Below are 25,925 nucleotides of genomic sequence, written 5' to 3'. Positions count from 1 at the left end.
CGGCCGGTGCAGCTTAGCCGTTCCGTGTCGCTCCCGGCTGCCACAATATGTCGCCGCCCGCGCCCTTGGCTACGAGCCGGGCGAGCACGAACAGGTGATCGGAAAGGCGGTTGATATAGGCCAAGGCCTGCGGGTTCAGCGGCACCGAGGCGGACGCGGCGACGGCGGCGCGCTCGGCGCGGCGCACCGCGGCGCGGGCGAGGTGAAGATAGGCCGCGCCGCCTTCGCCGCCGGGCAGGATGAAGCTGCGCAGCGGCTCCAACTCCGCGTTCATGGCGTCGATCTCGCGCTCGAGCCGCTCGACCTGGCCGGCGGTGATGCGCAGGACCATGTCGCTCGGCGTGAAATCCTCGCCGGGCGTGGCGAGGTCGGCGCCGAGATCGAACATTTCGTTCTGGATCATGGCGAGCATCGCCTGATGATCGGCCGCGACGTGGAGCAGAGCGACGCCGATCGCGCTGTTGGCCTCGTCGACATCGCCGATGGCGGCCATAAGCGGCTCGGCCTTCGACAGGCGCGAGCCGTCGGCAAGACCGGTCGTGCCGGCGTCGCCGGTGCGGGTGTAGATCCGGTTGAGCCGGACCAGGGCCTTAGCTCCCGCCGCCGGCGAGCAGCAGCAGCAGGACGACCAGGATGATCGCCACCGCCTGGAACATGACGCGCTTGCGCATCAGGTCCTGCGAGCGCTGGCCGCTGAGGTCCCTGCCCTGGGCCATGCCGATGACACCCTTGACGAGCACGAAGAGGGTCGCGGCCGCAGCCAGGACGATGAGGATGATCAGGATCGTGGTCATCCGCCCTCTCTACTCCGCGACCGCCGAATATCCAGACGGGAATTTTCCGGCGCGCAGCTGGGCGACAAGGGCGGCCGGATCCGCCCCGGCCGCGCGCAGATCGGCCAGCGTCGGCGCGCGGTTGCGCTTGGCGAGCCGCCGCCCCTCGCCGTCGGTGAGCAGGGGATGGTGATGATAATGCGGCGTCGGCAGGCCAAGCAGGGCTTGGAGCAGGCGGTGGACGTCGGTCGCGGCGAAGAGATCGCGGCCGCGGACGATGTCGGTCACCTTCTGCGCGGCGTCGTCGACGGTGACGGCGAGATGATAGCTGGTCGGCGCGTCCTTGCGGGCGAGGACGACGTCGCCGAATGCGGCGGGATCGGCCTCGACCTCGGTGTCGCCATCTTCCCAGTAGAGTGGGCCGGTGAGCGCCGCCGCCCGGGCGACGTCGAGCCGCAAGGCATGGGGTTCGCTTGCCGCGCGGAGAGCGCGGACGTCGGGCGCGAGCACGCGGCACGTTCCCGGATAGAGCGGCCCGTCCGGTCCGTGCGGCGCGGCGGCGCTGGCCGCGACTTCGGCCGCGATCTCAGACCGCGTGCAGAAGCAGGGGTAAGCGAGGCCTTCCGCGATCAGCCGGTCGAGCGCCTGGCGGTAGAGCGGGAGCCGATCGGACTGATAGAGGATCTCGTCGTCCCATTCGAGGCCGAGCCACATCAGATCCTCGATGATCCCGTCGATATGCTCGGGCCGGCTGCGGGTCGGATCGATATCCTCGATGCGAAGCAGGAAATTGCCGTTCCGGGCGCGCGCGGAATCATGCGCCAGCAGGGCCGAATAAGCATGGCCGAGATGCAGCCGCCCGGTCGGGCTGGGCGCGAAACGGGTCACATAAATCATGCACCGGGGCCTTGACCGGAAGTCGCCACCTGTGGTGTCATGACCGCGTCACGCAAGGCAGCCAGAAGCGTGGCCAGACAAGGAGATGAAGCGAGCGGAGCCCGCTTTCTCCCCAGGTTCTGAGTGCGACAGGGTTCGGGGCGGCGCGTTTCGGGAGGTTCCTCTCCACGAAACGGAGGCCTTTGTCGGTTCATGTACCACCCCGATCTCATTCGGCATCCCGACTCTTGTCCCGCTCTGGTGCTGAACGCGGACTACACCCCGCTCAGCTACTACCCGCTCAGCCTGTGGTCCTGGCAGACCGCGGTCAAGGCCGTGTTCCTGGAGCGGGTCGACATCGTCGCCAACTATGCGCGCGAGGTCCACAGCCCTACCCGCACGATGCAGATACCGAGCGTGATCGCGCTCCGGCAATATGTAAGGCCGTCCGAATATCCGGCATTCACCCGGTTCAACCTGTTCCTGCGCGACCGCTTCGTTTGCCAATATTGCGGTGATCCGCGCGAGCTCACCTTCGACCATGTCATCCCCCGCGCCCAGGGCGGGCGCACGACCTGGGAGAATGTCGCCACCGCCTGCGCGCCGTGCAACCTGCGCAAGGGCGGCCGCACGCCGGCGCAGGCGCACATGTCGCTCTACCGGCGCCCGATCCGGCCGACCACGTGGCAGCTCCAGGACCACGGCCGCCGCTTCCCGCCCAATTACCTCCACGATAGCTGGCGCGACTATCTCTACTGGGACATCGAGCTGGAGGCCTGACACCGAAGCCGTCAGGCGGCGATTACCGCCTCAGCCAGTGCTTTCCGGCAAAATAGGCGCTGACCGCGAGGCCGATCACGAAGCAGAAGCCGACCACGCCCCAGAAGGCCCAGGGGTCGTCGGAATAGGGAATGCCGCGCACGTTCATGCCGAGCAGGCCGGTGATGAAGGTCAAGGGCAGGAAGATCAGAGCGACGATCGAGAGCAGAAGCGCGCGCTGCTCCATCAATTCGCCGCGCAGGTCGGTGAGCTGCTCGTGGAGCAAGGCGGCGCGTTCGCGGATCGCCTCCAGTTCCTCGGTCATGCGGGCGAAGCGGTCGGCCGCCTCGCGGATGTGGAGCCGGTCCTCCTCGGCGAGCCAGGCGAAGTCCATCTGCGACAGGGTCTCGAGCGCGTCGCGGTCGGGCGCGACGAAGCGGCGATAGGCGATCGCTTCGGAGCGGATGCCGGCGATCGCAGTGCGCAGCTTGTAGACGCGGCGCGGCTCGAGGTCGGTTTCGCAATCGTCGAGCTCGTCGCCGAGCTGCGCGACTTCCGGATCGAGCTGCTTCGAGATGGCGCGCGCATAAGCGGCGACGAGGTCACCGGGGTCGGTGATCTCGCCGGCCTCCATCCTGTCACGGACAATGCGCGTGGCGGCGAGCGGGCGGCGGCTGACCGAGTTGACCTTGCCCTGCTGGACCCACATGCGGATCGACACCAGCCGGTCGCTGTCGTCGATCTCAATCTCCGCGAGGCCGCGCATGTTGAGCAGGGCGCCCCCGTCCATCCGGTCGCAGCGCGGCCGCGTTTCGGTCGCCACCAGCGCATTGACCGCGATGTCGGGAATGCCCTGTGCCTTCAGCGCGGCGAGGTCGGCCTCCTCCAGCGTGTCGAAATGGAGCCAGAGGAAGCCGTCGCCGCGATAGGCGGTCGCCTCCGCGACGGTGAGCCCCCGCACCGCGCCGCCTTCGAACAGGAGCGCGTTGCAGCCCATGTCAGCTAAGGTCTTTCATGAATGCGCGCACGGTGGGGGCGAGATCCTCGCGTTCGAGCGCCAGCGCGATATTGGCGGTGATGAAACCGGCCTTGTCGCCGCAATCATAGCGAGTGCCGGCGAAGGTGACGCCGTGGAACGGCTGGTCGCCGATCATCGCCGCCATCGCGTCGGTGAGCTGGATCTCGCCGCCGGCGCCTTTCTCCTGGCGCTCGAGCACGCGCATCACCTCGGGCTGGAGGATGTAGCGGCCGACGACGCCGAGCGTGGACGGCGCGTCCTCGGGCTTCGGTTTCTCGACCAGGCCCTTCACTTCGGTAAGCGCGCCCTTGCTCTCGCCCGGAGTGATGATGCCGTAGCTCGCGGTCTTTTCGCGGGAAACCTCCTGGGCGCAGATGATGTTGCCGCCGACCTGGTCGTAAGCGTCGATCATCTGGCGGAGGCAGCCGGGCTTGCCCCACATCAGATCGTCCGGAAGCAGCACCGCGAACGGTTCGTCGCCGACGAGATGGCGCGCACACCAGACGGCATGGCCGAGGCCGAGCGGCTCCTGCTGACGGACGGAGGCCAACGCCCCGGCCGGAAGTCGGCTCCCATCAAGGGGCTCCAGCGACTTGCCGCGGCTCGTCATCGTCGTTTCAAGCTCGAACGCCATGTCGAAATAGTCGTCGAGCTCGGCCTTGCCGCGCCCGGTGACGAAGATCATCTGCTCGATCCCGGCCTCGCGCGCCTCGTCGACCGCATATTGGATCAACGGGCGATCGACGATTGTCAGCATCTCCTTGGGGATCGCCTTGGTGGCGGGCAGGAAGCGGGTGCCGAGACCGGCGACCGGGAACACAGCCTTGCGAACAGGTTTCATTCTTGGTCCTGACGTGAACGCAGCGCCGGCGAACCCGTCACTGCGGGGGAAGGTCGAAGCGGTCGTCCTCGCGCGGCTCCGATCGACGGAGAGGCTCGTCCACCCGCTCGGGGCGTGCAATGGGCGGCGCCGTCATAAGTTCCTCGGTGGTCGGCGCGCGGCTCGCCATCGCGGGGGCGACCGGCATCGTCTCGCCCGGCGCGGGCCGGAGCGCCTCGCGTCCCCCACAGGCGGTCAGCAGCAGCAACGCAGCGAGGCCCAGCAGTCTCATCATCCGATCCCCAACGCCGTCTTCGCCTCGGCGATGCGGGCGCGCACCGCTTCGGGCGCGGTGCCGCCATGGCTCACACGGCTTCTTACCGAGGCTTCGACCGAGAGAACATCGAAAACCGACTCGTCGATGCGCGCGTCGATCCCGCGCAGGTCGCCCAGAGCGAGGTCCCAGAGTGCGACGCCTTGTTCGTCGGCGAGGCGGACGGCACGGCCGGTGATATGGTGCGCCTCGCGAAATGGCACGCCGGCGACGCGGACCAGCCAGTCGGCGAGGTCGGTCGCGGTCGAATGGCCGGCGGCGGCCGCGGCACGCATGCGCTCCGCATTGAACGCCGTGGTCTCGACCATGCCGGTCATCGCGGCGATCGAGAGGCCGAGCAAATCGTGCGCCTCGAACACCGGCGGCTTATCGTCCTGCATGTCCTTCGAATAAGCGAGCGGAAGGCCCTTCATCGTCATCACCAGCGCGGTCATCGCCCCGGCGATGCGGCCCGAATGGCCGCGCACCAGCTCGGCGGCGTCGGGGTTGCGCTTCTGCGGCATGATCGACGAACCGGTCGAATAAGCGTCGGGCAGCGAGACGAAGCCGTAGGGCTGGCTCGCCCAGATGATGAACTCCTCGGCGAGGCGCGACAGGTGCAGGCTGCACTGGGTCGCCGCCATCAGATAATCGAGCGCGAAATCTCGGTCCGACACCGAATCGAGCGAATTGGCGGTGGGGCCGGAGAAGCCAAGCGCGGAAGCGGTGGCGTGGCGATCGAGCGGGAAGCTGGTGCCGGCCAGCGCCGCGGCGCCGAGCGGCGACTGATCGAGGCGCGCGCGGGCGTCGGCAAAGCGCGACACGTCGCGGCGAACCATCTCGTAATAAGCCATCAGATGGTGGCCGAGCGTCACCGGCTGCGCGACCTGGAGATGCGTGAAGCCGGGCATGATCGTCTCGGCATGTTCTCCCGCGCGGGCAACGAGCGCGCGCTGCAGCGCCGCCAGCGCGTCGAGCACCTCGTCAAGCGAATCGCGCACCCACAAGCGGAAGTCGGTCGCGACCTGGTCGTTGCGCGAGCGGCCGGTGTGGAGCCGCCCGGCGGTCGGGCCGATCAGCTCGGCCAGCCGGTGCTCGACATGCATGTGGATGTCTTCGAGCGCCTGGTCCTCGGGAACGCCGTCCGCTTCATATTCGGCGGCGATCGCGTCGAGGCCGCCGGAGATCGCTGCCGCATCCTCTGCGGAAACTACGCCCTGGGCGCCGAGCATGGCGACATGGGCCTTGGACGCGGCTATGTCCTGGCGCCACAGGCGCTTGTCGAAGCCGATCGAGGCATTTATCTCCCGCATCAGCGCGGAGGGGCCTTCGGCGAACCGGCCGCCCCACATGCTGTTGGAGTTTCCTTTGCGGGTAATTGCCCTTCTCCTTGCCTTCGGCCTGATGGCCGCGTGCGATAAGCAAAAGCCCGAAGAGCCGCAAGGCAGTGCGGCGCCGGCGCCCGAGACCGCGGAAGCGGCGCCGACCGGCACGCTCGACCGCTCCAAGGCCGGCACGCTCGCGCCCGCCGTCACCTTCGCCGATCCCGACGGCAATCCGGCGACGCTCGCCGATTTCCGCGGCAAGCCGTTGCTGGTCAATCTGTGGGCGACCTGGTGCGCCCCGTGCATCGCCGAGATGCCGACCCTCGACGCGCTCGCCGGGCGCGACAAGGGCCTGCAGGTGCTGACAGTCAGCCAGGACATGGAGGGGCGCGAGAAGGTCGACGCCTTCTTCGCCAAGGGCGGCTATGCCAATCTCGAGGCCTATCTCGACGGGCAGATGGGACTGATGACCGCGCTCAAGGCCGACACGCTGCCGACGACGATCCTCTACGACGCGACCGGCAAGGAAGTGTGGCGGATGACCGGCATGGCCGAGTGGGACGACGCGCGCACCGCCAAGCTGATCGAGGAAGCTTCGGGAGCCTAAGCGCCTCTGTTCCCCGGCGGAAGCCGGGGTCCAGCTTAGGGATCTCTGGACCCCGGCTTTCGCCGGGGAGCAATTACGCCCGGGCCGGTACCAGCCGACGCAGCAGGCGTCCGTCGATCGCGGCGAGGCCGCAGCCGATCAGCGCCATGCCGCCGAAATGGCGCGGCTCCAGCACTTCGCCCAGCACCAGCGACCCGAGCAATATCGCGGTGACGGGGATGAGGAAGGTGACCAGCAAGGAATTGGTCGCGCCGGCCGAAGCGAGCAGCTGAAAATAGAGGATGTAGGCCAATGCGGTGCAGGCCAGCGCCAGCGCGACGAGCGCCGCCCAGGCCTCCGGCGCGGGCGCGGAGGCAAGCCAGGGCGGTTCGAACAGCAAAACGAGCGGCAGCACCATGAGCGCCGAAGCGGTCAGCTGGCCGGTCGACACCGCGACCGGCGGGATGCCCATATTGCGAAAGCGCCGGCCATAGACGCCGGCGAGGCCGTAGCAGAGGGTCGCGCCGAGGCAGGCGAGTTGCGGCAGCACCGCGGTGCCGACCTGGCGCAGGAAATCGGGGCCGATCATCACCGCGACACCGCCGAAGCCGAGCAGCACGCCGGCGATCTTGCCCGGCGTCATCCGCTCGTCGCGCGTGAAGAGGTGGGCGACGATCACGCCCCAGATCGGCGTGGTCGCATTGAGGATCGAGGCGAGGCCGCTCGGGATATGGCGCTGCGCCCAGGCGAACAGCACGAACGGCAGGACATTGTTGAGCAAGGCGAGGATCGCGAACGCGGGCAACGCGCCCGGCGGCATCGGCAGCTCCTGCCCTCGCGCCCACATGAACAGCCATAGGGCGCCCGCCGCCATGGAGACGCGGAGCAGCACCAGGGTGAGCGGCTCGACCGAATGGACGGCGATGCCGATGAAGAAGAAGGATCCGCCCCACAGCACCGACAAAGCGAGCAGGATCGACCTGTCGCGCCCGCTCATCTGTCCCGTCATGGCCATGCCCGCCCTTAACGGCTTTCACCGCCGCCGCCTCACGAAACGTGCGGTCAAAATGATAAGCGGGCCTTATCGTCAGTCGCGCAGCAACTCGTTGATACTGGTCTTGGACCGGGTCTGGGCATCGACGCGCTTGACGATGACCGCGCAGGCGAGGCTCGGGCCCGTGCCGTCCTTCGAAGGCAGCGCGCCCGGCACGACGACCGAATAAGCCGGCACGCGGCCGATGAAGATCTCGCCGCTCGCACGGTCGACGATCTTGGTCGAGGCGCCGAGGAACACGCCCATCGAGAGCACGGCGCCCTCCTCCACGACCACGCCTTCGGCGACTTCGGAACGCGCGCCGATGAAGCAATTATCCTCGATGATGACGGGACCGGCCTGCAGCGGCTCCAGCACGCCGCCGATGCCGGCGCCGCCCGAAATATGGACGTTGGCGCCGATCTGGGCGCAACTGCCGACCGTCGCCCAGGTATCGACCATCGTGCCCTCGCCGACATGGGCGCCGATATTGACGAAGCTCGGCATCAGCACCGCGCCCTTGCCCACGAAGGCGCCGCGGCGGACGATCGCGCCCGGCACCGCGCGGAAGCCGGCGGCCTGGAAATGGCTCGCGTCCCAGCCGCTGAACTTGGACGGCACCTTGTCCCACCAATGGGCCGCGCCCGGCGCGCCGGAGATCGTCTCCATCGGGTTGAGGCGGAAGGAGAGGAGGACGGCCTTCTTCAGCCACTGATTGACCGTCCAGCCGTCGGCGCCCTTTTCGGCGACACGCGCCGCGCCGGAATCGAGCGCGGCGAGGGCAGCGTCCACGGCCTGGCGCACGGGGCCCTTGGTGTCGGGGCCGATCGAATCCCGGTCGTCCCAGGCCTGCTCGATGGTGGCGCGAAGGTCGTCGGTCATTGCTCTTCCCCTAGAATCTCGTTCAGCCAGGCGCCGATATCGGCGATGTGATAATCGATAAAGGCCGGGTCGGCGCCGTAATCGCCGCGTTCGGACCCGTTGTCGATCCATACCGTGGTCATGCCGAGCGCCTTGGCGGGCTCGAGGTTGCGGGCCATGTCCTCGACGAACAGAGCGCGCGTAGGATCGATGCCGTAGAGCGCGCACATCGCTTCGTAGGGAGCGGGATTGGGCTTGGGCACGTAGTTCATCGCGTGGATGTCGTGGACCTCGTCGAACAGGTCGCCGAGGCCGAGCTTGCCCAGCACCCGGCCGGCATAGTCCACGTCGCCATTGGTGAAGATCATGCGCCGGCCCGGCAGTCGGGCGATCGCCGCGGCGACATCCGGATCGGCGGAGATGCGCGCGAGATCGATATCGTGTACATAAGCCAGGAAATCGTGCGGATCGACGCCGTTGGCCGCCATCAGCCCGGCCAGGGTCGTGCCATGTTCGTGGAAATAATGTTTCTGGACGCGGCGCGCCTCGACCGGATCGACACCGAGCAGGCGCTCGATGAAGGCGCCCATGCGGATGTCGATCAGCTCGAACAGATTGGCAGAGGCCGGATAGAGGCTGTTGTCGAGATCGAAGATCCAGCAGTCGATGTGGCGCAGGGCGGGGAGCATGGCTGCCCCTAACCCGGTAAGGGTTCTTCAGCAAAATGAAAGCATGATGGGTTTAACGAGCATTAAGATTTTCACGTTATCGCAAAGACTTATAGGGGCTGCTTATGGGCGCGGGTCTGACCAGGAAGACGCTGATTCTGTCGGTCTGCGTCGTTGCGCTCGCCCTCGGCGGTTGCGGCGGCGGAGGCGGTGCCCGCCCGGCGCCGACCCCGGTGGCGCCCGCGGCTCCGCCGCCCCCACCGCCGCCGCCTCCCCCTCCGCCGCCGCCACCCCCGCCGCCGACGAGCGTGAACTATAATGACGCGGAATATGGCCGCTCCAACGGCGCCAGCGCGGCCGGAGCGATCAGCGCGTACAATGCGGGCGGCCGCGGCCAGGGAATCACGATCGGCATCGTCGACAGCGGCATCAATCCCGCGCTCCCCGAATTCGCCGGCCGGATCCACCCGGCCAGTCAGGACGTGGCCGCCAACCGCGGCGTCGTCGATACCGAGGGTCACGGCACCGCCGTCGCCGGGACCGCCGCCGCCGCGCGCAACGGATCGGGCATGATGGGCGTCGCGTTCGAATCGCGGATCCTGTCGCTCAACACGGCCAAGGCAACCGACTGCGACCCCGACGACGGCTGCCAGCACAGCGACGCCGACATCGCCCGGGCGATCGACATCGCGCGCGGCAACGGCGCCCGCGTGATCAACATCTCGCTCGGCGGCGAAAGCGCCGGAAGCACCGTGCTCGGCGCCATCAGCCGCGCCACCGCGGCCGGGATCGTCATCGTCATGTCGGCGGGCAACGAGGGCAAGGAAGCGACCGGCGGCAATCCCGGCGGCTTCGCCCTGCAATCGGCGCAGCGCGCGGGCAACGGCTTGGTGATCATCGCCGGCGCACACGACGCGGCGCGCCAATTGGCCGATTTTTCGAACCGGGCCGGCACCGGCGCAACCCATTATTTGACCGCGCTGGGCACGCAAATCCGAACGTTCGACCATAACGGCCAGGCGCTGCTCTACAGCGGCACCTCCTTCTCGACCCCGATCATCAGCGGCGCGGTGGCGCTGCTGGCGAGCGCCTTTCCCAACCTGACCGGGGCGCAGATCGTGCGATTGCTGCTGACCACCGCCGACGACGCCGGCGCGGTCGGCGTGGACGGCGTCTTCGGCAACGGCATCCTCAACATCGCCCGCGCCTTCCAGCCGCAGGGACAGACCAGCCTCGCCGGCAGCAGCATGCCGGTCTCGACCACGGATAACGGCCAGGGATCGGGCGCGATGGGCGATGCCACCGGCAAGATGGCGGGCGCGATCATCCTCGACGGCTATTCGCGCGCCTATGCGGTCGACCTCGCCCGCACGCTGGCGCGGGCGCCGCAGGAAAGGCCGCTCGCCCAGTCGCTCGCTGGAAGGCTGCGCACCGCATCGGCCGGCAACGGCGCGCTGTCGGTGACGCTGACGGTCGACCGTCGCTTCGACGGCCGGCCGATGGTCGGGCTCGCCCAGACTGGCCTCAGCTACGAAGACAGCCGCGAGGCCAAGGCGGTCGCCGGCATAGCACTGAGCCGCATCACCCCGCAGACCGCGGTCGCCTTCGGCTTCTCCGAAAGTGGGCGGACGCTGCAGCAGCGCCTGTCCGGCCACCACAACAATGCGTTCCTGGTCGCGCGCGACCCGATGGCGCGGTCGGGCTTCCAGGCCGATGCCGGCAGCGCCGTCGGCGTACGGCAGATGGTGGGACCGCTGGGCGTGACCGTCACCGCCGAGCGCGGCGAGATCTGGAACCAGGGGGTGCGGCAATCGCTCCGCCAGCCGGGCTACAGCATCAGCACCGTCACCGCCGACCATCGCATCGGCCCTGCCTTGGTCTCGGTCGGTCTGTCGCGGCTCGACGAGGAGAGCACGACGCTCGGCGGCCGCTTCAGCAGCGCCTTTGCCGGCGGCGGCGCGGCGACGACCTTCGCCGACGCTTCGGCATCGTTCGACCTGGGCCGCGGCTGGGGCGCCTTCGCCAGCTACCGGCGCGGCTGGACCGGCCTGGCGGGAACCGGCGCTTTGGTCGACCGCGGCCGGCTTTCGACCGATGCCTGGGCATTCGACGTGGCCAAGACCAATGCGTTCGTGCGCGGCGACAAGCTCGCGTTCCGCGTGATGCAGCCGCTGCGCGTCCGTTCGGGCGGGTTCGACGTCACCATGCCGGTCAGCTACGATTACGACACCGGAGCGGTCGGCTACGAACAGCGCTTCTTCAACCTCGCCCCGACCGGCCGCGAAATCGACTTCGAAGCGGCCTACAGCGTCGGCCTGCTCGGCGGCGACCTCGGCGCCAACCTGTTCCTGCGCAAGGAGCCGGGCCATGTCGAGGCGATGGGCGACGATATCGGCGGCGCGATCCGCTTCACGCTCGGGTTCTAGCGGCCGCTCCGGATTGGCGCTGGCGATGGCGCCGATCGCCCACTAGCATCCCCCGAAAATACAGGGGAATGCTATGAAGAGACTCGGTATCGCGCTCGCTCTCTCGCTTGCGGCGTCGCCGGCACTGGCCCAGCCGGCGGCTCCGGCAGGCGCTACCACCGTGATCCATGCCGGCCAGCTGCTCGACAAACCGGGCCAGCGGCCGCGCGGCGCCTCCACGATCGTCATCCAGAACGGCAAGATCGCGTCGGTGCAGGACGGCTTCGCCGAGGCCCCGGCCGGGGCGCGCGTCGTCGACCTGCGCGACCGGTTCGTGATGCCGGGCCTGATCGACATGCACGTCCACCTCTACAGCGAGGGCGATCCGCTGAAGGCCAGGCTCGAGGGATCCGGGCGCGACTACGAGGACGGCGTGCTGATCGCCGCCCGCAACGCGCGCACCACGCTCAATGCCGGCTTCACCACCGTCCGCGACCTCGGCGGCGAGGCACGCGGCATCGCTACGCTGCGCGACTTTATCAATGCCGGCGAGATCGAGGGGCCGACCATCGTCCCGGCCGGCCGCATGATCTCGGTTTCGGCCGGCCACGGCGACGCCAACGGCCTCAACCGCGACCTCACCGACGCCGCCCACGCGCGGGCCGACAATGTCTGCAACGGACCCGCGGCGTGCCGCGAGGCGGTGCGTGCCCAGATCGCCCAGGGCGCCGAAGTGATCAAGTTCGCCGCGACCGGCGGGGTCAACAGCAACGTCGCCGGCGGTCTGGCTCGCCAGATGTTCGCCGACGAGATGGAGGCGATCGTCCAGACCGCCAAATCGTTCGGCCGCAAGGTCACCGCCCACGCCCACGGCAAGGACGGGATCGACACCGCCTTGCGCGCCGGCGTCGATTCAATCGAGCACGGTACCTTCATCGACGACGAGACCACCGCCCTGTTCAAGCAGAAGGGCGCCTATCTGGTGCCGACGATGATCGCGCCGATCGCGGCGCTCGCCCAGGCCCGCAAGGGCGACCGGCCGCCGGCTTCGCTCAAGAAGGCCGAGGAAGCCGCCGCGGTCGCGCGCAGCAGCCACGTCCGCGCCTACAAAGCCGGGGTGAAGGTCGCGTTCGGCACCGACAGCGGCGTGCCGCCGCACGGCATCAACGCCCAGGAGTTCAAGCTGATGGTCGACGCCGGCATGACGCCGATGGCGGCGATCCAGGCCGCGTCCGTCAATGCCGCCGACCTGCTCGGGCGCTCCGCAAGCCTCGGTACGATCGAACCGGGCAAGGACGCCGACATCATCGCCGTCAGCGGCAGCCCGCTCGACGACGTGACGCGGCTGCAGCAGGTCGACTTCGTGATGCGCCGCGGCGCCGTCCACAAGATGGGCGGCACGCGACAGCTCTTCCCGGCGCAATAAGCCCCACGCCGCGGCGGGGGAGATTCAGACCGTGAAGCTCTCGCCGCAGCCGCAGGCGCCCTTGGCGTTGGGGTTGGCGAACACGAAGCCGGCGGTGAAATCGTCCTCGACCCAGTCCATGGTCGAGCCGATCAGATAGAGGATCGAGGCGCCGTCGACGTAGAAGGTGCCGCCGGGCGTCTCGATCTTCTCGTCGAACGGCTTTTCCTCGGACACATAGTCGACCGAATAAGCGAGGCCCGAGCAGCCGCGGCGCGGCGTCGACAGCTTGACGCCAACCGTGCCTTCGGGCGCCTTGCCCATCAGCTCGGCGATGCGCGCCTCGGCCGTGGGCGTCAGGATCAAGGCCGCCGGGCGGGCGCGGGTCTTGGTGGTGGTCTCGTTCATCCTTCTTCCTTCTCTCCCCTCCCGCTTGCGGGAGGGGCGGGGGTGGGCCTGGCGGAGACAGATAGCTCGCTCCGCTCGCCCCACCCCTTAATCCCCTCCCGCAAGCGGGAGGGGAGACAATCACAGCATTCCCAGTTCGAGCTTGGCTTCGTCGCTCATCTTCTGCGGGTCCCAGGGCGGATCCCAGACGAGCTCGACCTCCGCATCACCAACGCCGGGCACCGCGCCGACGCGCAGCTCGACCTCGCCGGGCATCGATTCCGCCACCGGGCAGTTGGGCGTGGTCAGCGTCATCAACACCTTGGCGTGGTTCTCCGCGCTGATCTGGACGTCGTAGATCAGGCCGAGATCGTAGATGTTGACCGGGATCTCGGGGTCGTAAATCTCCTTCAGCGCGTCGATCACGGCCTCGTAGAGATCGCCGCCCGGCTCGACCGGGGTCGCCTCGGCCGGCTGCTGCGCGAGGAACCCGGCGAGATAGTCGCGCTTGCGCTCATAATCCTGCTCGACGCGGGCCTTGGGCGGCTTGGGCGCCTCGCTGACTTCCTCGATCTCGATCTTGCGTTCCTCGTTCATCCAAAAATTCTCGTCACCCGCTCGATGCCGTGCACCAGCGCCTCGACATCCTGCCTGCAATTATAGACCCCGAAGCTGGCGCGCGCGGTGGCGTCGACGCCGAGATGCTCCATCAAGGGCTGCGCGCAATGATGCCCCGCGCGGATCGCCACATGCTCTTCGTCCAATATGGTGCCGATATCGTGGGGATGAACCCCTTCGAGCGCGAAGCTGACGATGCCGGCGCTGTCCTCGGGCCCGAAGACGCGCAGGCTGTTGATAGTGGAAAGACCCTCGCGCGCCGCGCCAACCAGAGCCGTCTCGTGAGCATGGATCGCCTCGAGGCCGATCTCCTCGACATAATCGATCGCTGCGTGGAGGCCGATCACGCCGACGACGTGCGGCGTTCCTGCCTCGAACCGCGCCGGCGGGGGAGCGTAGGTCGTCCGGGCGAATGTCACCTTGTCGATCATCGCGCCGCCGCCCTGCATCGGCGGCATGGCATCGAGCAGGTCGGCGCGTCCCCAGAGCACGCCGATCCCGGTCGGGCCGTAAAGCTTGTGGCCTGAGAAGACGTAGAAGTCGCAGCCGAGCGCGGCGACGTCGACCGGCATCCTCGGCACCGCCTGGCAGCCGTCGAGCAGCACCTTGGCGCCGACCTTGCGGGCGAGCGCAACGGCACGGGGCACGTCGAGCACCGAGCCGAGCACGTTCGAGACATGGGCGAGCGCCACCATCTTGTGGCCCTCGGTCAGCATCGCCTCCATCGCGTCGAGATCGATGCGGCCGTTCGCGTCGAGCGGAACGACGTCGATCTCGGCGCCGGTGCGCTCGGCGATCATCTGCCACGGCACGATGTTCGAATGATGCTCGAGCTGCGAGAGCAGGATGCGGTCGCCGGGCTTGAGGACAGTGCCGCCCCAGCTCTGCGCGACGAGATTGATGGCTTCCGTCGCGCCGCGGACGAACACGACCTCCTCGGGCGAAGCGGCGCCGATGAAGCGCGCGACGCGGCGACGCGAAGCCTCGAACGCCACCGTCATCTCGGCCGAGCGCTGGTAGACGCCGCGATGGACGGTCGCATAGCTCTCGCCATAAGCGCGCGCGATCGCGTCGATCACCGCGCGCGGCTTCTGCGCGGTCGCGGCGGTGTCCAGATAGGCCCAGCCGTCCGGGATCGCCGGGAAATCGGAGAGCCGGTCGAGCGGCCGCGTGGAGGCGAGCGCGTCCATCAGCCGAACCAGCTTTGGGCGTCGGCGTGGAACGCCTCGCGCACGGCCTCCTCGCCGATGCGGTCGATCGCGTCGGCGATGAAGGCGCGGGTGAGCAGGGCCTTGGCCTCCTCGAGCGCGACGCCGCGGCTGCGCAGGTAGAAAAGCGCGGCCTTGTCGAGCTCGCCGACGGTGGCGCCATGGGCGCATTTCACGTCGTCTGCGAAGATCTCGAGCTCGGGCTTGGCGTTGATCGTGGCGGTGCGGGCGAGCAGCAGACCCTTGAGCGACTGCTCGCCGTCGGTCTTCTGCGCGCCGCGCGCGACCTCGACGCGGGCCGCGACCGAGCAGGTGGAGCGATCGTCGGCGACCGAGCGCCAGAGCTGGCGGCTGACGCCGCCGACGGCGTTGTGATGGAGGACGAGATTGACGTCATGACGCTGCTTGCCGCGCGCGAGCAAGGCGCCGCCGACCTCGGCAAAGCCGGAATCGCCGGTAATCGCGACCTCGCCGTCGAGACGGGTGTCGCTGCCGCCGGCGGCGAGCGTGGTGAGCACGAAGCTGGCGCCCTCGCCGACGGTGGCGCGATCGGTGAGACTGGCGAAACCGCTGGCGCCGAGCAGGCGGCGGGCGAGCATCAGCCGGGCGCCCTTGAACAGGCGGAACTGGCCGAGGCGGTTGGCCCAGCCGTCGCCGACATAGGTCTCGACGATCGAGGCCTGGGCATCGACGTCGAGCTCGACCTCGACCGCGAGATGGTCGGCGCCGCCGGTGGTGACGTGGACGATCTGGACGAGGCCCGCCGGCGCATGATCGCGGCCGAGCTTCAGCGTCCAGCCCTTGCCGCCGGCAAGGCGGCCGAGGGCGTGATCGGCCGGGTCGGAGGTGACGCTGCCGATCTCGAGCGGGCCGAGCCGGCTCTGCCCGGGGACAAGGACGCCGTCGACGAACAGCAGGCGCGGGCCGTCGCTGCCGCAGTCGATCCATGGCAGCTTTTCGGGCAGCGCTCCGGACGGCGCGCGGTCGCGCAGAGCGGGAAGCGCCGACAGGTCGCTCCAGCGCCACGCCTCCTCGCGGGTCGAGGGAAGTTCGAGCAGGCTCATGCCGCCATGGCTCCGTAGCCCTCGCGCTCCAGCTCGTGCGCCAGCTCCGGGCCGCCGGAGCGGACGATGCGGCCGTCGGCGAGAACGTGGACGAAGTGCGGTTCGACGATGTCGAGCAGGCGCTGGTAGTGGGTGATTAGCAGCACCGCCTTGTCGGGCTTGCGCATGATCCGGTTGATGCCCTCCCCGACGACGCGCAGGGCATCGATGTCTAGGCCGGAATCGGTTTCGTCGAGCACGGCGAAGCGCGGATCGAGGATGCCCATCTGCACCATCTCGTTACGCTTCTTCTCGCCGCCGGAGAAGCCGACGTTCACGTTGCGCTTCAGCATGTCCATCGACACGTCGAGCGCGGTGCCCTGCTCCTTCGCGAGCCGCAGGAAATCGCCGGCCGACATCTCGGCCTCGCCGCGGGCGCGGCGCTGGGCGTTCAACGCGGTGCGCAGGAACTGGACGTTGGACACGCCGGGAATCTCGACCGGATATTGGAAGCCGAGGAACAGGCCGGCGGCGGCGCGCTCGTCGGTCTCCATGTCGAGCAGATCCTTGCCGTCGAACACGACCGAGCCCTCGGTCACTTCGTAGCCGGGGCGGCCGCCGAGCACGTAGCCGAGCGTCGACTTGCCGGCGCCGTTCGGCCCCATGATGGCGTGGATCTCGCCCGCATTCACGACGAGGTCGATCCCGTTCAGGATCTGCTTGCCGTCGACTTCGGCGCGGAGGTTTTCAATCTTGAGCATTCATCTGTTTCCCGGCGAAAGCCGGGACCCATGCCCGGCCACTGATCTGGACCCCGGCCTGTGCCGGGGAACGACGTTTATCCGACACTCCCCTCGAGGCTGATGCCGAGCAGCTTCTGCGCTTCGACGGCGAATTCCATCGGGAGCTGCTGCAGCACCTCCTTGGCGAAGCCGTTGACGATCAGGGCGACGGCGTCCTCGGCGTTGAGGCCGCGCTGCTGGGCGTAGAACATCTGGTCGTCGCTGATCTTCGAGGTGGTCGCCTCATGCTCGATCTGCGCCGAGGGATTCTTCACCTCGATATAGGGCACGGTGTGGGCGCCGCATCGGTCGCCGAGCAGCAGGCTGTCGCACTGCGTGAAGTTGCGGACATTGTCGGCGCCGGCATTGACCCGCACCAGACCGCGATAGGTGTTGCTCGAGCGGCCGGCGCTGATGCCCTTCGAGACGATCGTCGAGCGGCTGTTCTTGCCGAGGTGAACCATCTTGGTGCCGGTATCGGCCTGCTGCATATTGTTGGTGAGCGCGACCGAATAGAATTCGCCGACGCTGCTCTCGCCCTGGAGGATGCAGGACGGATATTTCCAGGTGATGGCGGAGCCGGTCTCGACCTGGGTCCAGCTGATCTTCGAGCGGTCGCCGCGGCAGGCGCCGCGCTTGGTGACGAAATTGTAGATCCCGCCCTTGCCCTCGGCATCGCCCGGATACCAGTTCTGGACGGTCGAATATTTGATCTCGGCATCGTCCAAGGCGACAAGCTCGACCACCGCGGCGTGGAGCTGGTTCTCGTCGCGCATCGGCGCGGTGCAGCCTTCCAGGTAGGAGACGTAGGAGCCCTTGTCGGCGACGATCAGCGTGCGCTCGAACTGGCCGGTATTGGCCGCGTTGATGCGGAAATAGGTGGAGAGCTCCATCGGGCAGCGCACGCCCTCCGGGATGTAGACGAAGGTGCCGTCGGAGAAGACCGCACTGTTGAGGCAGGCGAAGAAATTGTCGCGCTGCGGCACCACGGAGCCCAGATATCTGCGGACGAGGTCCGGATATTCGCGGATCGCCTCCGAGATGGACAGGAAGATGACTCCGGCCTTCTTCAGCTCCTCGCGGAAGGTGGTGGCGACCGAGACGCTGTCGAACACCGCGTCGACCGCGACCTTGCGCGCGCCCTCGACGCCGGCAAGCACCTTCTGCTCCTCGATCGGGATGCCGAGCTTCTCGTAGGTGCGGCGGATCTCCGGATCGAGCTCGTCGAGGCTTTTCAGCTCCGGCTTCTGCTTGGGCTCGGCATAATAATAAGCGTCCTGGAAATCGATCGGCGGGATGTCGAGCTTGGCCCAGGTGACCTCTTCCATCGTCAGCCACGCCTTATAGGCCTTCAGCCGCCAGTCGAGCATCCACTGCGGCTCGCCCTTCTTGGCCGAGATGTAGCGGACGGTGTCTTCCGACAGGCCCTTGGGCGCGAATTCCTGCTCGATGTCGGAGGTGAAGCCCCATTCATAGGAAGAGGCGCGGTCGATCGCGTCCTGGGCTTCCTGATTGCGTACCTCGGGCTGACTGGCGTCCATTACTTCACCTCGGAAAGAGTGGCGAGGGTGACGCCCTGCAGCGCCCCGCGCACCGCGCCGTTGACGACGCTCATATGGGGTTTGACCTGGCAATTGCCTTCGAGGGCGCAGTCGCTGCGCTTGCCTTCGATGCAATTGGACATGGCGATCGGCCCTTCGACCGCTTCGATAATATCCGCAAGGCTGATTCCGCCAGCCGCGCGGGCGAGGCGAAAGCCGCCCCCGGTGCCGCGCGCCGAAGTCAGCAGGCCCGCCGAGGCGAGCCGCCCCATCAGTTTCTGCGCGGTCGGCAGCGGAACGCCGGTCTCCTCCGCCAGGCTCGCCGCCGACAGCCGCGCGTCGCCGCCCCCGGCCTCCGTATGGCGGGCGGCCGCCGACATCATCACGACGGCATAATCGGCAAGGGAGGTAAGGCGCATGATTCCAATCGGATTGATTCGATCCGATTGCCATGTGGTCGCTTGGGGGATGGAAATCAACCGGCCATCGCCGGGGGCTCCGTGACGGGACGATTAGATGGTTGCACGCTGGCACATGAATGGCAGTAAGATACTGTCGCTGCACTCATTCCGACAGGCGGTCACCCATGCGCGTTGCCATACCCCTCTTCCTAGCAGCCAGCCTTCTGTCGCTCGGCGGGTGCGCGGCGGGGATGGCGATGAGCGCGGCGGGCATGGCGGCCCGCGCGGCGCAGGGCACGCCGCAGGCCAACGAGCATCTGCGACCCTCAGCGGTGAGCGACTGCACCGCCCGCGCAGCCCAATATGGCACGGTGCACATCATCGATGCCGAGCAGCGCAGCGCGAGCAGGATCATCGTCTGGGGCACCGTGGACGATGACGTCGAAAAACGCTCGTTCGAATGCACCTACGGAAACAAGATCACCGGCTTCAAGCTGCGGCCGATACGCCCCCTCCGGTAGCGAGCGTCCGGCCGAAGCCGGACGCCTTGCTCAGTCCGCCTTGCGCCGCGCGATCCAGGCGTCGACATTCCTTTCGAGGAAATCGAGCGGGACCGGGCCCGAGAGCAGGACGGCGTCGTGGAAGCCCTTGATGTCGAAGCGGTCGCCGAGCGCGGTGCGGGCTTTCTCGCGCAACTGTTCTATCTTCAGCTTGCCGACCATGTAGGCGGTCGCCTGTCCCGGGTAGACGACGTAGCGCTCGATCGCCTTGACGATTCCGCCCTTGGCGTCGGCGCTGTTGTCCTCGACATATTTGATGGCCTGCTCGCGGGTCCATTTCTTGTGGTGGATGCCACTGTCGACAACGAGGCGGATGGCGCGATGCAGCTCGAGCTGGAGCCGGCCGAAATCGCTGTACGGGTCCTGATACTGGCCCATGTCCTTGCCGAGCTTCTCGGAATAGAGGCCCCAGCCCTCGCTATAGGCGGTGAACCCGCCGAACTGGCGGAAGGGCGGCACGGAATCGCCGAGCTCGGTCTGGACCGCGCGCTGGAGATGGTGGCCAGGAACGCCCTCGTGGTAGAACAGAGCCTCGATCTCGGTCGTCGGCATGTCGTTCATGTCGTAGAGGTTGACGTAATAGGTGCCGGGGCGCGAGCCGTCCGGCGCGGGGCGGTTGTAGAATGCCTTGCCCGCCGATTTCTCGCGGAACGCCTCGACGCGCTTCACCACCAAAGGCGCCTTGGGCGTGGTCGCGAACCAGTCGGACAGCTTGGCCGTCATCTCCTTGTTATACTGCTCGGTCTTGTCGAGATAGGCCTGCCGGCCGGCGTCGGTATTGGGGAAGTAGAAGGCCTTGTCGGTCCGCATCTTCTCGAAGAATTGCTGGAGCGTGCCGGCGAAGCCGACCTGCTTCATGATGCCGCGCATCTCGTCGTGAATGCGGGCGACCTGCTCGAGGCCGAGCGTGTGGATCTGCTCGGGGCCCATGGCGGTGGTCGTGTAATAACGAAGCAAAGCGGCATATTGGTCGGCGCCGTTCTGGAAGCGCCAGATGCCGTCGTCGCTGCCGGCCGACTTCTGCTGCTGCTCCATCAGGGCGATCACGCGCTGATAAGCCGGCTTCACCTCCTCGACGAGCGCCTTGCGGCCCGACTCGATCAGCCGCGCCTTCTCCGCCGGCGCGATGTCGAGCTTGTTCACCTTGGCCTTGAAGTCGGCGAACAGGGCGCTGTCGGCGCCGGGGCCGTAAGGCGCGCCGCTGACGATGTTGCGCGCGTCCTGGATCACATAAGGGAATACCCATTTGGGCGGCAGCACGCCGAGCGCCTCGCGAGCCTTCGCCTCGGCGATCGCCTGATCGAGCAGAGTGTCGAGCGTCTGCAGCCGCGAAAGATAGGCCTCGGCGTCGGCGAGCGTATCGACGCGGTGGATGTTGATCAGGAAGGCGGGCCCGTCGCTCTGGACGCCGTTCATCTGGTCGAAGACGTAGCCGTGGCGGCGATATGGGAAGATCGCCTCGCTGCGCGCGACGCTATATTCGAACAGATCGTAGCTCAATTGATCGGCCGGCGAGAGCGCGGCGCGATCGAACTGCGCGCGCAAAGCCGCGAGCGTGCGGGTATCGAGTTCGCGGGACTTGATCTCGGCCCGCTCGCCATATTCGTCCCACTTGCCGTAATCGGCGTCGCGGATCCCGCGCGACGCCTTGGCCAGCGGCGACATCGCCAGCTGCGCCTGGTCATAAGCCTCGAAGAATGCGGCCAGTTCCGCGCTGTCCGCCGCCGGAGCAGCCGCCGCGACCGGAGCGGCGGCTGGCGCCGACGCTTCCGGCGCCGTGGTCGCACAGGCGGCGAGGAGAGCGGTCGAGGCGAGCAGCAAAGTGCGGATCATGAACATCCTTCCCATATTACCTTTAGGCATAGAGTAGGCGCGCTTTGCGGGCTTTGACCAGTGTCGGCGCCAATGCCATAGCCGGTGGCAATGCTGTACCCCCTCCTGCGCCCGCTGATCTTCTCGATCGACGCCGAACGCGCGCATCATTGGACCTTGGCCGCGCTGAAAGCCTTGCCGACGGGCAAGGCGCCCAAGCCGACGCTGCCGATCCGCGTGGCGGGGCTGCACTTCCCCAATCCGGTGGGCCTCGCCGCCGGCTTCGACAAGAATGCCGAGGTGTTCGGACCGATCCTGCGCCTCGGCTTCGGCTTCGCCGAGGTCGGCACCGTCACGCCGCTGCCGCAGGACGGCAATCCGAAGCCGCGCCTGTTTCGGCTGGCCGAGGACCGGGCGGTGATCAACCGGATGGGCTTCAACAATGGCGGGCTCGACGCGGCGCGGTCGCGGCTGGAGCGACGACGCCATGGTGCCGGTATCGTCGGCGCCAATATCGGCGCGAACAAGGACAGCGCCGACCGCATCCTCGATTATGTGAAGGGCGTGCAGGCGATGGCGCCGGTTGCCGACTATCTCACGGTCAACATCTCCTCGCCCAACACGCCGGGCCTGCGCGCGCTGCAGGACAAGGGCGCGCTGGATGCCCTGCTCGCCGCCGTCGCCGAGGCGCGCGGCGCCGGCGGACCGCCGATCTTCCTGAAGCTGGCGCCGGACCTGGAGCGCGCGGATATCGACGACATCGCCGCCGTCGCGATCGAGCGCGGCATCGACGCGCTGATCGTCTCCAACACCACGATATCGCGGCCCGCCCTCGTCTCGCGCCACTGCGGCGAGGCCGGGGGCCTTTCCGGAGCGCCGCTGAAGACGCTGGCGCTGGAACGCCTGCGCGATTTCCGGTCCGCCACCGGCGGCGCGCTGCCGCTGATCGCGGCCGGCGGGATCGAAAACGGCGTCGACGCCTATCGCCGCATCCGCGCCGGCGCGAGCCTGGTCCAGCTCTATTCGGCCCTCGTCTATCGCGGCCCGGGCCTGGCCCGGCTCATCGTCTCTGAACTGAACGGCCTCCTCAGGCGTGACGGCTTCACCTCGCTCGGCGAGGCGGTCGGCGCCGATCATCGGTAAGGATACACGCATGTTGAAACGCTTCCTGCTGCTTGTCGCACTGATCGTTGCGCCCGTTGCCGCGACGGCGCAGGGCGTCGTCTCCTCCGCCGATCCCCGCGCCAGCGCGGCCGGCCGCGAGATTTTGCAGGCGGGTGGAAGCGCGGCCGATGCGGCGATGGCGATGATGCTGGCGCTGACCGTGGTCGAGCCGCAAAGCTCGGGCATCGGCGGCGGCGGCTTTATGATCCACCACGACGCGAGCCTCGGCATCATCCAGACGATCGACGGCCGCGAGAAGGCGCCGGCGGCGGCCGGCCCCAACCGCTTCATCGGCGCCGACGGCAAGGTGATGCCGTACAGCAAGGCGCAGCCGGGCGGCTTTTCGGTGGGCGTCCCCGGCAACATCCGGCTGATGGCGCGCACCCATCAGCGCTGGGGCAAGCTGCCCTGGGCGCAATTGTTCGCGCCGGCGATCCGACTTGCCGACGAGGGCTTCGTCGTCAACGGGACGCTGGCCCGGCGGCTCGTGGCCTCGCAGAAATTGTTCGAGCGCTTTCCCGAGGCGCGGGCCCTGTTCGTGAAGGACGGCCAACTCGCCAAGGAAGGCGACACGATCCGCAACCCCGAAATGGCCAAGACTTTGCGGGCGATCGCCGAGCGCGGGCCGGACGCTTTCTATAGCGGCGAAATCGGCGAGGCGATCAGCGCGGCCGTGGCCAACGCGCCGTCCAACCCGACCCAGCTCACGCTCGCCGACCTCGCCGCCTATCAGGCGAAGGACCGGGCCGCGGTCTGCACCCATTACCGCAAGTACAAGGTGTGCGGCATGGGCCCGCCCTCGTCGGGCGCGACCACGGTCGGGCAGATCCTCGGCATGATCGAGCGGTTCGACATGAAGGCGATGGGCAAGGACGATCCGCGCAGCTGGCACGCCATTGCCGAGGCGATGAAGCTCGCTTATGCCGACCGCGACGCCTATGTCGGCGACGCCGATTTCGTGTTGGTTCCGGTCGCCGGCATGATCGACCCGGCTTACATGCGCTCGCGCTCGAAACTGATCTCGCTCGCTCGCTCGCTCGGCAAATACGAGCCCGGCACGCCGCCGGGCGCCGCCGCCCGCACGCGCGGCCCGGCCGACGAAGTGCCCGGCACCACCCATTTCGCGGCGGTGGACAAGGACGGCAATGTCGCCAACATGACCTCGACGATCGAGGACGCGTTCGGCAGCCAGCTCGTCGCCGGCGGCTTCTTCCTCAACAACGAGCTCACCGACTTCAGCATGGTGCCCGAGAAGGATGGCGCGCCGGTCGCGAACCGGGTCGAGCCGGGCAAGCGCCCGCGCTCGTCCATGTCGCCGACCATCGTCTATGACGAGAGTGGCCAGCCGGTGTTCGCGGTCGGATCGGCCGGCGGCCCGCGCATCATCATGCACGTGCTGAAATCTTTGGTCGGCTATATCGATTTCGGCCTGTCGGCGCAGGAGGCGATCGCGCTGCCCAACATCTTCTTCACCGGCGACACGACGCTGGTCGAGCGGGGCACCTTCCTCGAGAAGATGATCCCGGAGCTGAGCAAGATCGACGGGCTGGTGAGCGCATCCAACCTCGGATCGAAGCTCAACGCGGTCGAGCGCAGGACGGCCGGCTGGCGCGGCGCCGCGGACCCGCGCAGCGAGGGTGTCGCGCTTACCGAATAGGTCGGCTAAAGACGGGCGCAGACACGGGCAAACCGTGCGTCCCGGGGAGGCTACATGCGCACGTTCGAACATTTTCCGAATCTGGTCACGATGTTCTTCACGCGGGCCGCGGAGAAGGGCGATGCGCCATTCCTGTGGGCGAAGAAGCAGGGCGAGTGGCGCCCGACGAGCTGGCGCGAGGCGGCGCAGACGGTCGCGGCGCTGGCCGCCGCGCTGAAGCGGATCGGGCTCAACCCCGGCGACACGGTGATGCTGGTTTCGGAGAACCGGCCGGAATGGGCGATCGCCGACCTCGCCATCATGGCGGCCGGCTGCGTCACCGTGCCGACCTACATCACCAATACCGAGCGCGACCATCAGCATATCCTGGACGACAGCGGCGCTCGTGCCGTGATCGTGTCGACGCCCAAGCTCGCCAAGACGCTGCTGCCGGCGGCGCTGCGCACATCGGGCTGCGAGCATGTGATCGGCATCGAGCCGATCCGCGCCAGCCAGGCGAGCAACGTCCGCTTCCACGAATGGGACGCGCTGATCGCGGCGGAGACCGCCGACGTCGATGCCGCCGCGGCCGCTGCGGCGAGCGTCACCCGCGACGACCTTGCCTGCATCATCTACACATCCGGGACCGGCGGAGCGCCGCGCGGCGTGATGCAGCATCACGGCGCCATCCTCCACAATGTCGAAGGCTGCGTCGACGTGATCGGCGAGGATTTCGGCTGGGACGACGAGGTCTTCCTCTCCTTCCTCCCGGCCAGCCATGCTTATGAGCATAGCGGCGGCCAGCATTTCCCGATCGGGCTCGGCGGGCAGATCTATTATTCGGAAGGGCTGGAGAAGCTTGCCTCCAATATCGAGGAGGTGAAGCCGACGATCATGGTCGTGGTGCCGCGCCTGTTCGAGGTGCTGCGCCAGCGCATCATGAAGCAGGTCGAGAAGCAGGGCCGGCTCACCAGCTATTTGCTCGACCGCGCGCTCGCGATCGGCGCGAAGGATTATGCCGGCGGGGTGCCGCTGCTCGACCGGCCGATGAACTTCATCCTCGGCAAGACGCTGCGGCCCAAGATCAGCGCGCGCTTCGGCGGCCGGATCAAGGCGATGGTTTCGGGCGGAGCGCCGCTCAACCCCGAGGTCGGAATCTTCTTCCACGCAATGGGGCTGACGCTGCTGCAGGGCTACGGCCAGACCGAGGCGGCACCGGTGATCAGCTGCAACCGGCCCAAGGCGGGCATCAAGATGGACACGGTCGGCCCGCCGCTGATGAACACCGAGGTCCGCATCGCCGACGACGGCGAGATATTGGTGCGCGGCGAGCTGGTGATGAAGGGCTATTGGCGCAATCCGGCGCTGACCGCGCAGACCGTGGTCGACGGCTGGCTCCACACCGGCGACGTCGGCCATATCGACGAGGCGGGGCGGATCGTCATCACCGACCGCAAGAAGGATCTGATCGTCAACGACAAGGGCGAGAATGTCGCGCCGCAGAAGGTGGAGGGCATGCTCACCCTGCAGCCCGAGATCGTCCAGGCGATGGTGGTCGGCGACAAAAGGCCTTACATCGTCGGGCTGATCGTGCCCGATCCCGAATGGACCGCCGAATGGGCGACCGCCAACGGCATGAAGGTCGATTTCGCGGCCTTGGCCAAGGACCCGGCTTACCACCGCGCGATCGGCGCGGCGGTGGAGCGCGTCAATGCCGATATGGCGGTGACCGAGAAGGTCCGCCGCTTCATCCTCGCGGACGAACCGTTCACGGTCGAGAACGAGCAATTGACCCCGTCGATCAAGATCCGCCGCCACATTCTGAAGCGGATCTACGGCGAGCGGCTCGACGCGCTCTACGCGCGCTGACGCGACAGCGTCATTGCGAGCGCAGCGAAGCAATCCAATGGGCCCCGCTGGATTGCTTCGTC

General features: G+C 67.8%; 26 protein-coding genes. 8 read left to right on the top strand and 18 right to left on the bottom strand.

Going from position 1 to position 25,925, the window contains the following annotated elements:
• Positions 1 to 13: 13 nt before the first annotated feature.
• From SH591_RS10025 to gluQRS, 3 genes are read right to left on the bottom strand one after another with little or no spacing between them, the layout of a single operon-like run.
• Complete coding sequence (locus tag SH591_RS10025) at positions 14 to 586, bottom strand: cob(I)yrinic acid a,c-diamide adenosyltransferase (protein WP_324751364.1); 573 nt, start codon at positions 584 to 586, stop codon at positions 14 to 16.
• A gap of 4 nt (positions 587 to 590) precedes the next feature.
• Complete coding sequence (locus SH591_RS10020) at positions 591 to 794, bottom strand: twin transmembrane helix small protein (RefSeq protein ID WP_322831367.1); 204 nt, start codon at positions 792 to 794, stop codon at positions 591 to 593.
• Positions 795 to 803: 9 nt separating this feature from the next.
• On the bottom strand, positions 804 to 1,670 hold the full coding sequence (gene gluQRS / locus SH591_RS10015; protein WP_324749004.1) for a tRNA glutamyl-Q(34) synthetase GluQRS: 867 nt from the start codon (positions 1,668 to 1,670) through the stop codon (positions 804 to 806).
• Between the two features lie 192 nt (positions 1,671 to 1,862).
• On the opposite strand from gluQRS, the gene SH591_RS10010 reads away from it, so the two are divergent.
• Positions 1,863 to 2,429 carry an HNH endonuclease gene (locus tag SH591_RS10010; protein WP_322831365.1) on the top strand — a complete coding sequence of 189 codons (567 nt, stop codon included), beginning with the start codon at positions 1,863 to 1,865 and terminating at the stop codon, positions 2,427 to 2,429.
• Positions 2,430 to 2,451: 22 nt separating this feature from the next.
• Here SH591_RS10010 and SH591_RS10005 read toward each other — a convergent pair whose 3' ends face one another.
• Genes SH591_RS10005 through argH form a run of 4 tightly spaced genes read right to left on the bottom strand, consistent with a single transcriptional unit; the run spans position 2,452 to position 5,911 of the window.
• The gene (locus tag SH591_RS10005) at positions 2,452 to 3,405 is read right to left on the bottom strand and encodes a zinc transporter ZntB (protein WP_324749003.1); all 954 of its coding nucleotides are present in this window, start codon (positions 3,403 to 3,405) and stop codon (positions 2,452 to 2,454) included.
• A gap of 1 nt (position 3,406) precedes the next feature.
• Positions 3,407 to 4,267, bottom strand: a complete 861-nt coding sequence (galU, locus tag SH591_RS10000; protein WP_322831363.1) for a UTP--glucose-1-phosphate uridylyltransferase GalU — start codon at positions 4,265 to 4,267, stop codon at positions 3,407 to 3,409.
• A gap of 37 nt (positions 4,268 to 4,304) precedes the next feature.
• Positions 4,305 to 4,541: a hypothetical protein gene (locus SH591_RS09995; protein ID WP_324749002.1), complete on the bottom strand. Its 237-nt coding sequence runs from the start codon at positions 4,539 to 4,541 to the stop codon at positions 4,305 to 4,307.
• Complete coding sequence (argH, locus tag SH591_RS09990; protein ID WP_324749001.1) at positions 4,538 to 5,911, bottom strand: argininosuccinate lyase; 1,374 nt, start codon at positions 5,909 to 5,911, stop codon at positions 4,538 to 4,540. Before argH ends, SH591_RS09995 begins: the two co-directional genes overlap by 4 nt.
• 16 nt (positions 5,912 to 5,927) lie before the next feature.
• On the opposite strand from argH, the gene SH591_RS09985 reads away from it, so the two are divergent.
• Entirely contained in the window at positions 5,928 to 6,491 is a 564-nt protein-coding gene (locus SH591_RS09985; protein WP_324749000.1) for a TlpA family protein disulfide reductase, read from the top strand.
• Positions 6,492 to 6,564: 73 nt separating this feature from the next.
• Here the strand turns inward: SH591_RS09985 and SH591_RS09980 are convergent, their stop codons facing one another.
• From SH591_RS09980 to SH591_RS09970, 3 genes are all read right to left on the bottom strand, one after another.
• Positions 6,565 to 7,479, bottom strand: coding sequence for a DMT family transporter (locus SH591_RS09980; protein WP_324748999.1), 915 nt, complete (start codon positions 7,477 to 7,479; stop codon positions 6,565 to 6,567).
• A 78-nt stretch (positions 7,480 to 7,557) separates the two neighbouring features.
• Complete coding sequence (dapD, locus tag SH591_RS09975; RefSeq protein ID WP_324748998.1) at positions 7,558 to 8,385, bottom strand: 2,3,4,5-tetrahydropyridine-2,6-dicarboxylate N-succinyltransferase; 828 nt, start codon at positions 8,383 to 8,385, stop codon at positions 7,558 to 7,560.
• Positions 8,382 to 9,053: a pyrimidine 5'-nucleotidase gene (locus SH591_RS09970; protein ID WP_324748997.1), complete on the bottom strand. Its 672-nt coding sequence runs from the start codon at positions 9,051 to 9,053 to the stop codon at positions 8,382 to 8,384. Before SH591_RS09970 ends, dapD begins: the two co-directional genes overlap by 4 nt.
• Positions 9,054 to 9,340: 287 nt before the next feature.
• Here SH591_RS09970 and SH591_RS09965 point away from each other — a divergent pair, with 287 nt between their 5' ends.
• Complete coding sequence (locus SH591_RS09965) at positions 9,341 to 11,458, top strand: S8 family peptidase (protein ID WP_324748996.1); 2,118 nt, start codon at positions 9,341 to 9,343, stop codon at positions 11,456 to 11,458.
• 73 nt (positions 11,459 to 11,531) lie between these two features.
• Positions 11,532 to 12,863: a metal-dependent hydrolase family protein gene (locus SH591_RS09960; RefSeq protein WP_324748994.1), complete on the top strand. Its 1,332-nt coding sequence runs from the start codon at positions 11,532 to 11,534 to the stop codon at positions 12,861 to 12,863.
• 24 nt (positions 12,864 to 12,887) lie between these two features.
• Here SH591_RS09960 and SH591_RS09955 read toward each other — a convergent pair whose 3' ends face one another.
• The 7 genes from SH591_RS09955 to SH591_RS09925 form a co-directional block, all read right to left on the bottom strand.
• A complete protein-coding gene (locus SH591_RS09955) occupies positions 12,888 to 13,250 on the bottom strand; it encodes a HesB/IscA family protein (protein WP_322831354.1) in 363 nt (120 codons plus the stop codon).
• 120 nt (positions 13,251 to 13,370) lie between these two features.
• Positions 13,371 to 13,826 (bottom strand): SUF system Fe-S cluster assembly protein, encoded by a 456-nt coding sequence (locus SH591_RS09950; protein WP_322831353.1) that lies wholly within the window; start codon positions 13,824 to 13,826, stop codon positions 13,371 to 13,373.
• Complete coding sequence (locus tag SH591_RS09945) at positions 13,823 to 15,037, bottom strand: cysteine desulfurase (RefSeq protein WP_324748993.1); 1,215 nt, start codon at positions 15,035 to 15,037, stop codon at positions 13,823 to 13,825. The genes SH591_RS09950 and SH591_RS09945 overlap by 4 nt, the downstream gene beginning before the upstream one ends.
• On the bottom strand, positions 15,037 to 16,119 hold the full coding sequence (locus SH591_RS09940; protein WP_324748992.1) for a SufB/SufD family protein: 1,083 nt from the start codon (positions 16,117 to 16,119) through the stop codon (positions 15,037 to 15,039). The genes SH591_RS09945 and SH591_RS09940 overlap by 1 nt, the downstream gene beginning before the upstream one ends.
• The gene (sufC, locus tag SH591_RS09935) at positions 16,116 to 16,859 is read right to left on the bottom strand and encodes a Fe-S cluster assembly ATPase SufC (RefSeq protein WP_322831350.1); all 744 of its coding nucleotides are present in this window, start codon (positions 16,857 to 16,859) and stop codon (positions 16,116 to 16,118) included. Before sufC ends, SH591_RS09940 begins: the two co-directional genes overlap by 4 nt.
• Positions 16,860 to 16,936: 77 nt before the next feature.
• Complete coding sequence (sufB, locus tag SH591_RS09930) at positions 16,937 to 18,421, bottom strand: Fe-S cluster assembly protein SufB (RefSeq protein ID WP_324748991.1); 1,485 nt, start codon at positions 18,419 to 18,421, stop codon at positions 16,937 to 16,939.
• The gene (locus SH591_RS09925) at positions 18,421 to 18,840 is read right to left on the bottom strand and encodes an RrF2 family transcriptional regulator (RefSeq protein WP_322831348.1); all 420 of its coding nucleotides are present in this window, start codon (positions 18,838 to 18,840) and stop codon (positions 18,421 to 18,423) included. The genes sufB and SH591_RS09925 overlap by 1 nt, the downstream gene beginning before the upstream one ends.
• Positions 18,841 to 19,007: 167 nt before the next feature.
• Between SH591_RS09925 and SH591_RS09920 the strand changes: the two genes are divergently transcribed.
• Complete coding sequence (locus SH591_RS09920; protein WP_324748990.1) at positions 19,008 to 19,343, top strand: hypothetical protein; 336 nt, start codon at positions 19,008 to 19,010, stop codon at positions 19,341 to 19,343.
• Between the two features lie 30 nt (positions 19,344 to 19,373).
• On the opposite strand, the gene SH591_RS09915 is transcribed toward SH591_RS09920, so the two are convergent.
• Positions 19,374 to 21,215, bottom strand: coding sequence for a DUF885 domain-containing protein (locus SH591_RS09915; RefSeq protein ID WP_324748989.1), 1,842 nt, complete (start codon positions 21,213 to 21,215; stop codon positions 19,374 to 19,376).
• Positions 21,216 to 21,305: 90 nt separating this feature from the next.
• Between SH591_RS09915 and SH591_RS09910 the strand changes: the two genes are divergently transcribed.
• From SH591_RS09910 to SH591_RS09900, 3 genes are read left to right on the top strand one after another with little or no spacing between them, the layout of a single operon-like run.
• Positions 21,306 to 22,337, top strand: a complete 1,032-nt coding sequence (locus tag SH591_RS09910) for a quinone-dependent dihydroorotate dehydrogenase (RefSeq protein WP_324748988.1) — start codon at positions 21,306 to 21,308, stop codon at positions 22,335 to 22,337.
• A gap of 10 nt (positions 22,338 to 22,347) precedes the next feature.
• A complete protein-coding gene (gene ggt, locus SH591_RS09905; RefSeq protein ID WP_324748987.1) occupies positions 22,348 to 24,015 on the top strand; it encodes a gamma-glutamyltransferase in 1,668 nt (555 codons plus the stop codon).
• Positions 24,016 to 24,069: 54 nt separating this feature from the next.
• Positions 24,070 to 25,863, top strand: coding sequence for an AMP-dependent synthetase/ligase (locus SH591_RS09900; protein ID WP_324748986.1), 1,794 nt, complete (start codon positions 24,070 to 24,072; stop codon positions 25,861 to 25,863).
• The last annotated feature ends 62 nt before the right edge of the window (positions 25,864 to 25,925 follow it).

The sequence above is a fragment of the Sphingomonas sp. LY54 genome (assembly GCF_035594035.1).
GTDB lineage: Bacteria > Pseudomonadota > Alphaproteobacteria > Sphingomonadales > Sphingomonadaceae > Allosphingosinicella.
This window is presented reverse-complemented; position numbering and strand designations above follow the sequence as displayed.

Bases quoted from the DNA above. Each gene is read 5' to 3' on its own strand.
- SH591_RS09910 (WP_324748988.1), top strand. From the start codon at position 21,306: ATGCTGTACCCCCTCCTGCGCCCGCTGATCTTCTCGATCGACGCCGAA.
- SH591_RS09955 (WP_322831354.1), bottom strand. From the start codon at position 13,250: ATGAACGAGACCACCACCAAGACCCGCGCCCGCCCGGCGGCCTTGATC.
- SH591_RS09945 (WP_324748993.1), bottom strand. From the start codon at position 15,037: ATGGACGCGCTCGCCTCCACGCGGCCGCTCGACCGGCTCTCCGATTTC.
- ggt (WP_324748987.1), top strand. From the start codon at position 22,348: ATGTTGAAACGCTTCCTGCTGCTTGTCGCACTGATCGTTGCGCCCGTT.
- SH591_RS09995 (WP_324749002.1), bottom strand. From the start codon at position 4,541: ATGATGAGACTGCTGGGCCTCGCTGCGTTGCTGCTGCTGACCGCCTGT.
- sufC (WP_322831350.1), bottom strand. From the start codon at position 16,859: ATGCTCAAGATTGAAAACCTCCGCGCCGAAGTCGACGGCAAGCAGATC.
- SH591_RS09920 (WP_324748990.1), top strand. From the start codon at position 19,008: ATGCGCGTTGCCATACCCCTCTTCCTAGCAGCCAGCCTTCTGTCGCTC.
- SH591_RS09915 (WP_324748989.1), bottom strand. From the start codon at position 21,215: ATGATCCGCACTTTGCTGCTCGCCTCGACCGCTCTCCTCGCCGCCTGT.
- gluQRS (WP_324749004.1), bottom strand. From the start codon at position 1,670: ATGATTTATGTGACCCGTTTCGCGCCCAGCCCGACCGGGCGGCTGCAT.
- SH591_RS09925 (WP_322831348.1), bottom strand. From the start codon at position 18,840: ATGCGCCTTACCTCCCTTGCCGATTATGCCGTCGTGATGATGTCGGCG.
- SH591_RS09970 (WP_324748997.1), bottom strand. From the start codon at position 9,053: ATGCTCCCCGCCCTGCGCCACATCGACTGCTGGATCTTCGATCTCGAC.
- SH591_RS10005 (WP_324749003.1), bottom strand. From the start codon at position 3,405: ATGGGCTGCAACGCGCTCCTGTTCGAAGGCGGCGCGGTGCGGGGGCTC.
- SH591_RS09950 (WP_322831353.1), bottom strand. From the start codon at position 13,826: ATGAACGAGGAACGCAAGATCGAGATCGAGGAAGTCAGCGAGGCGCCC.
- SH591_RS10020 (WP_322831367.1), bottom strand. From the start codon at position 794: ATGACCACGATCCTGATCATCCTCATCGTCCTGGCTGCGGCCGCGACC.
- SH591_RS09960 (WP_324748994.1), top strand. From the start codon at position 11,532: ATGAAGAGACTCGGTATCGCGCTCGCTCTCTCGCTTGCGGCGTCGCCG.
- sufB (WP_324748991.1), bottom strand. From the start codon at position 18,421: ATGGACGCCAGTCAGCCCGAGGTACGCAATCAGGAAGCCCAGGACGCG.
- SH591_RS09980 (WP_324748999.1), bottom strand. From the start codon at position 7,479: ATGACGGGACAGATGAGCGGGCGCGACAGGTCGATCCTGCTCGCTTTG.
- dapD (WP_324748998.1), bottom strand. From the start codon at position 8,385: ATGACCGACGACCTTCGCGCCACCATCGAGCAGGCCTGGGACGACCGG.
- galU (WP_322831363.1), bottom strand. From the start codon at position 4,267: ATGAAACCTGTTCGCAAGGCTGTGTTCCCGGTCGCCGGTCTCGGCACC.
- SH591_RS09900 (WP_324748986.1), top strand. From the start codon at position 24,070: ATGCGCACGTTCGAACATTTTCCGAATCTGGTCACGATGTTCTTCACG.
- SH591_RS09940 (WP_324748992.1), bottom strand. From the start codon at position 16,119: ATGAGCCTGCTCGAACTTCCCTCGACCCGCGAGGAGGCGTGGCGCTGG.
- argH (WP_324749001.1), bottom strand. From the start codon at position 5,911: ATGTGGGGCGGCCGGTTCGCCGAAGGCCCCTCCGCGCTGATGCGGGAG.
- SH591_RS10010 (WP_322831365.1), top strand. From the start codon at position 1,863: ATGTACCACCCCGATCTCATTCGGCATCCCGACTCTTGTCCCGCTCTG.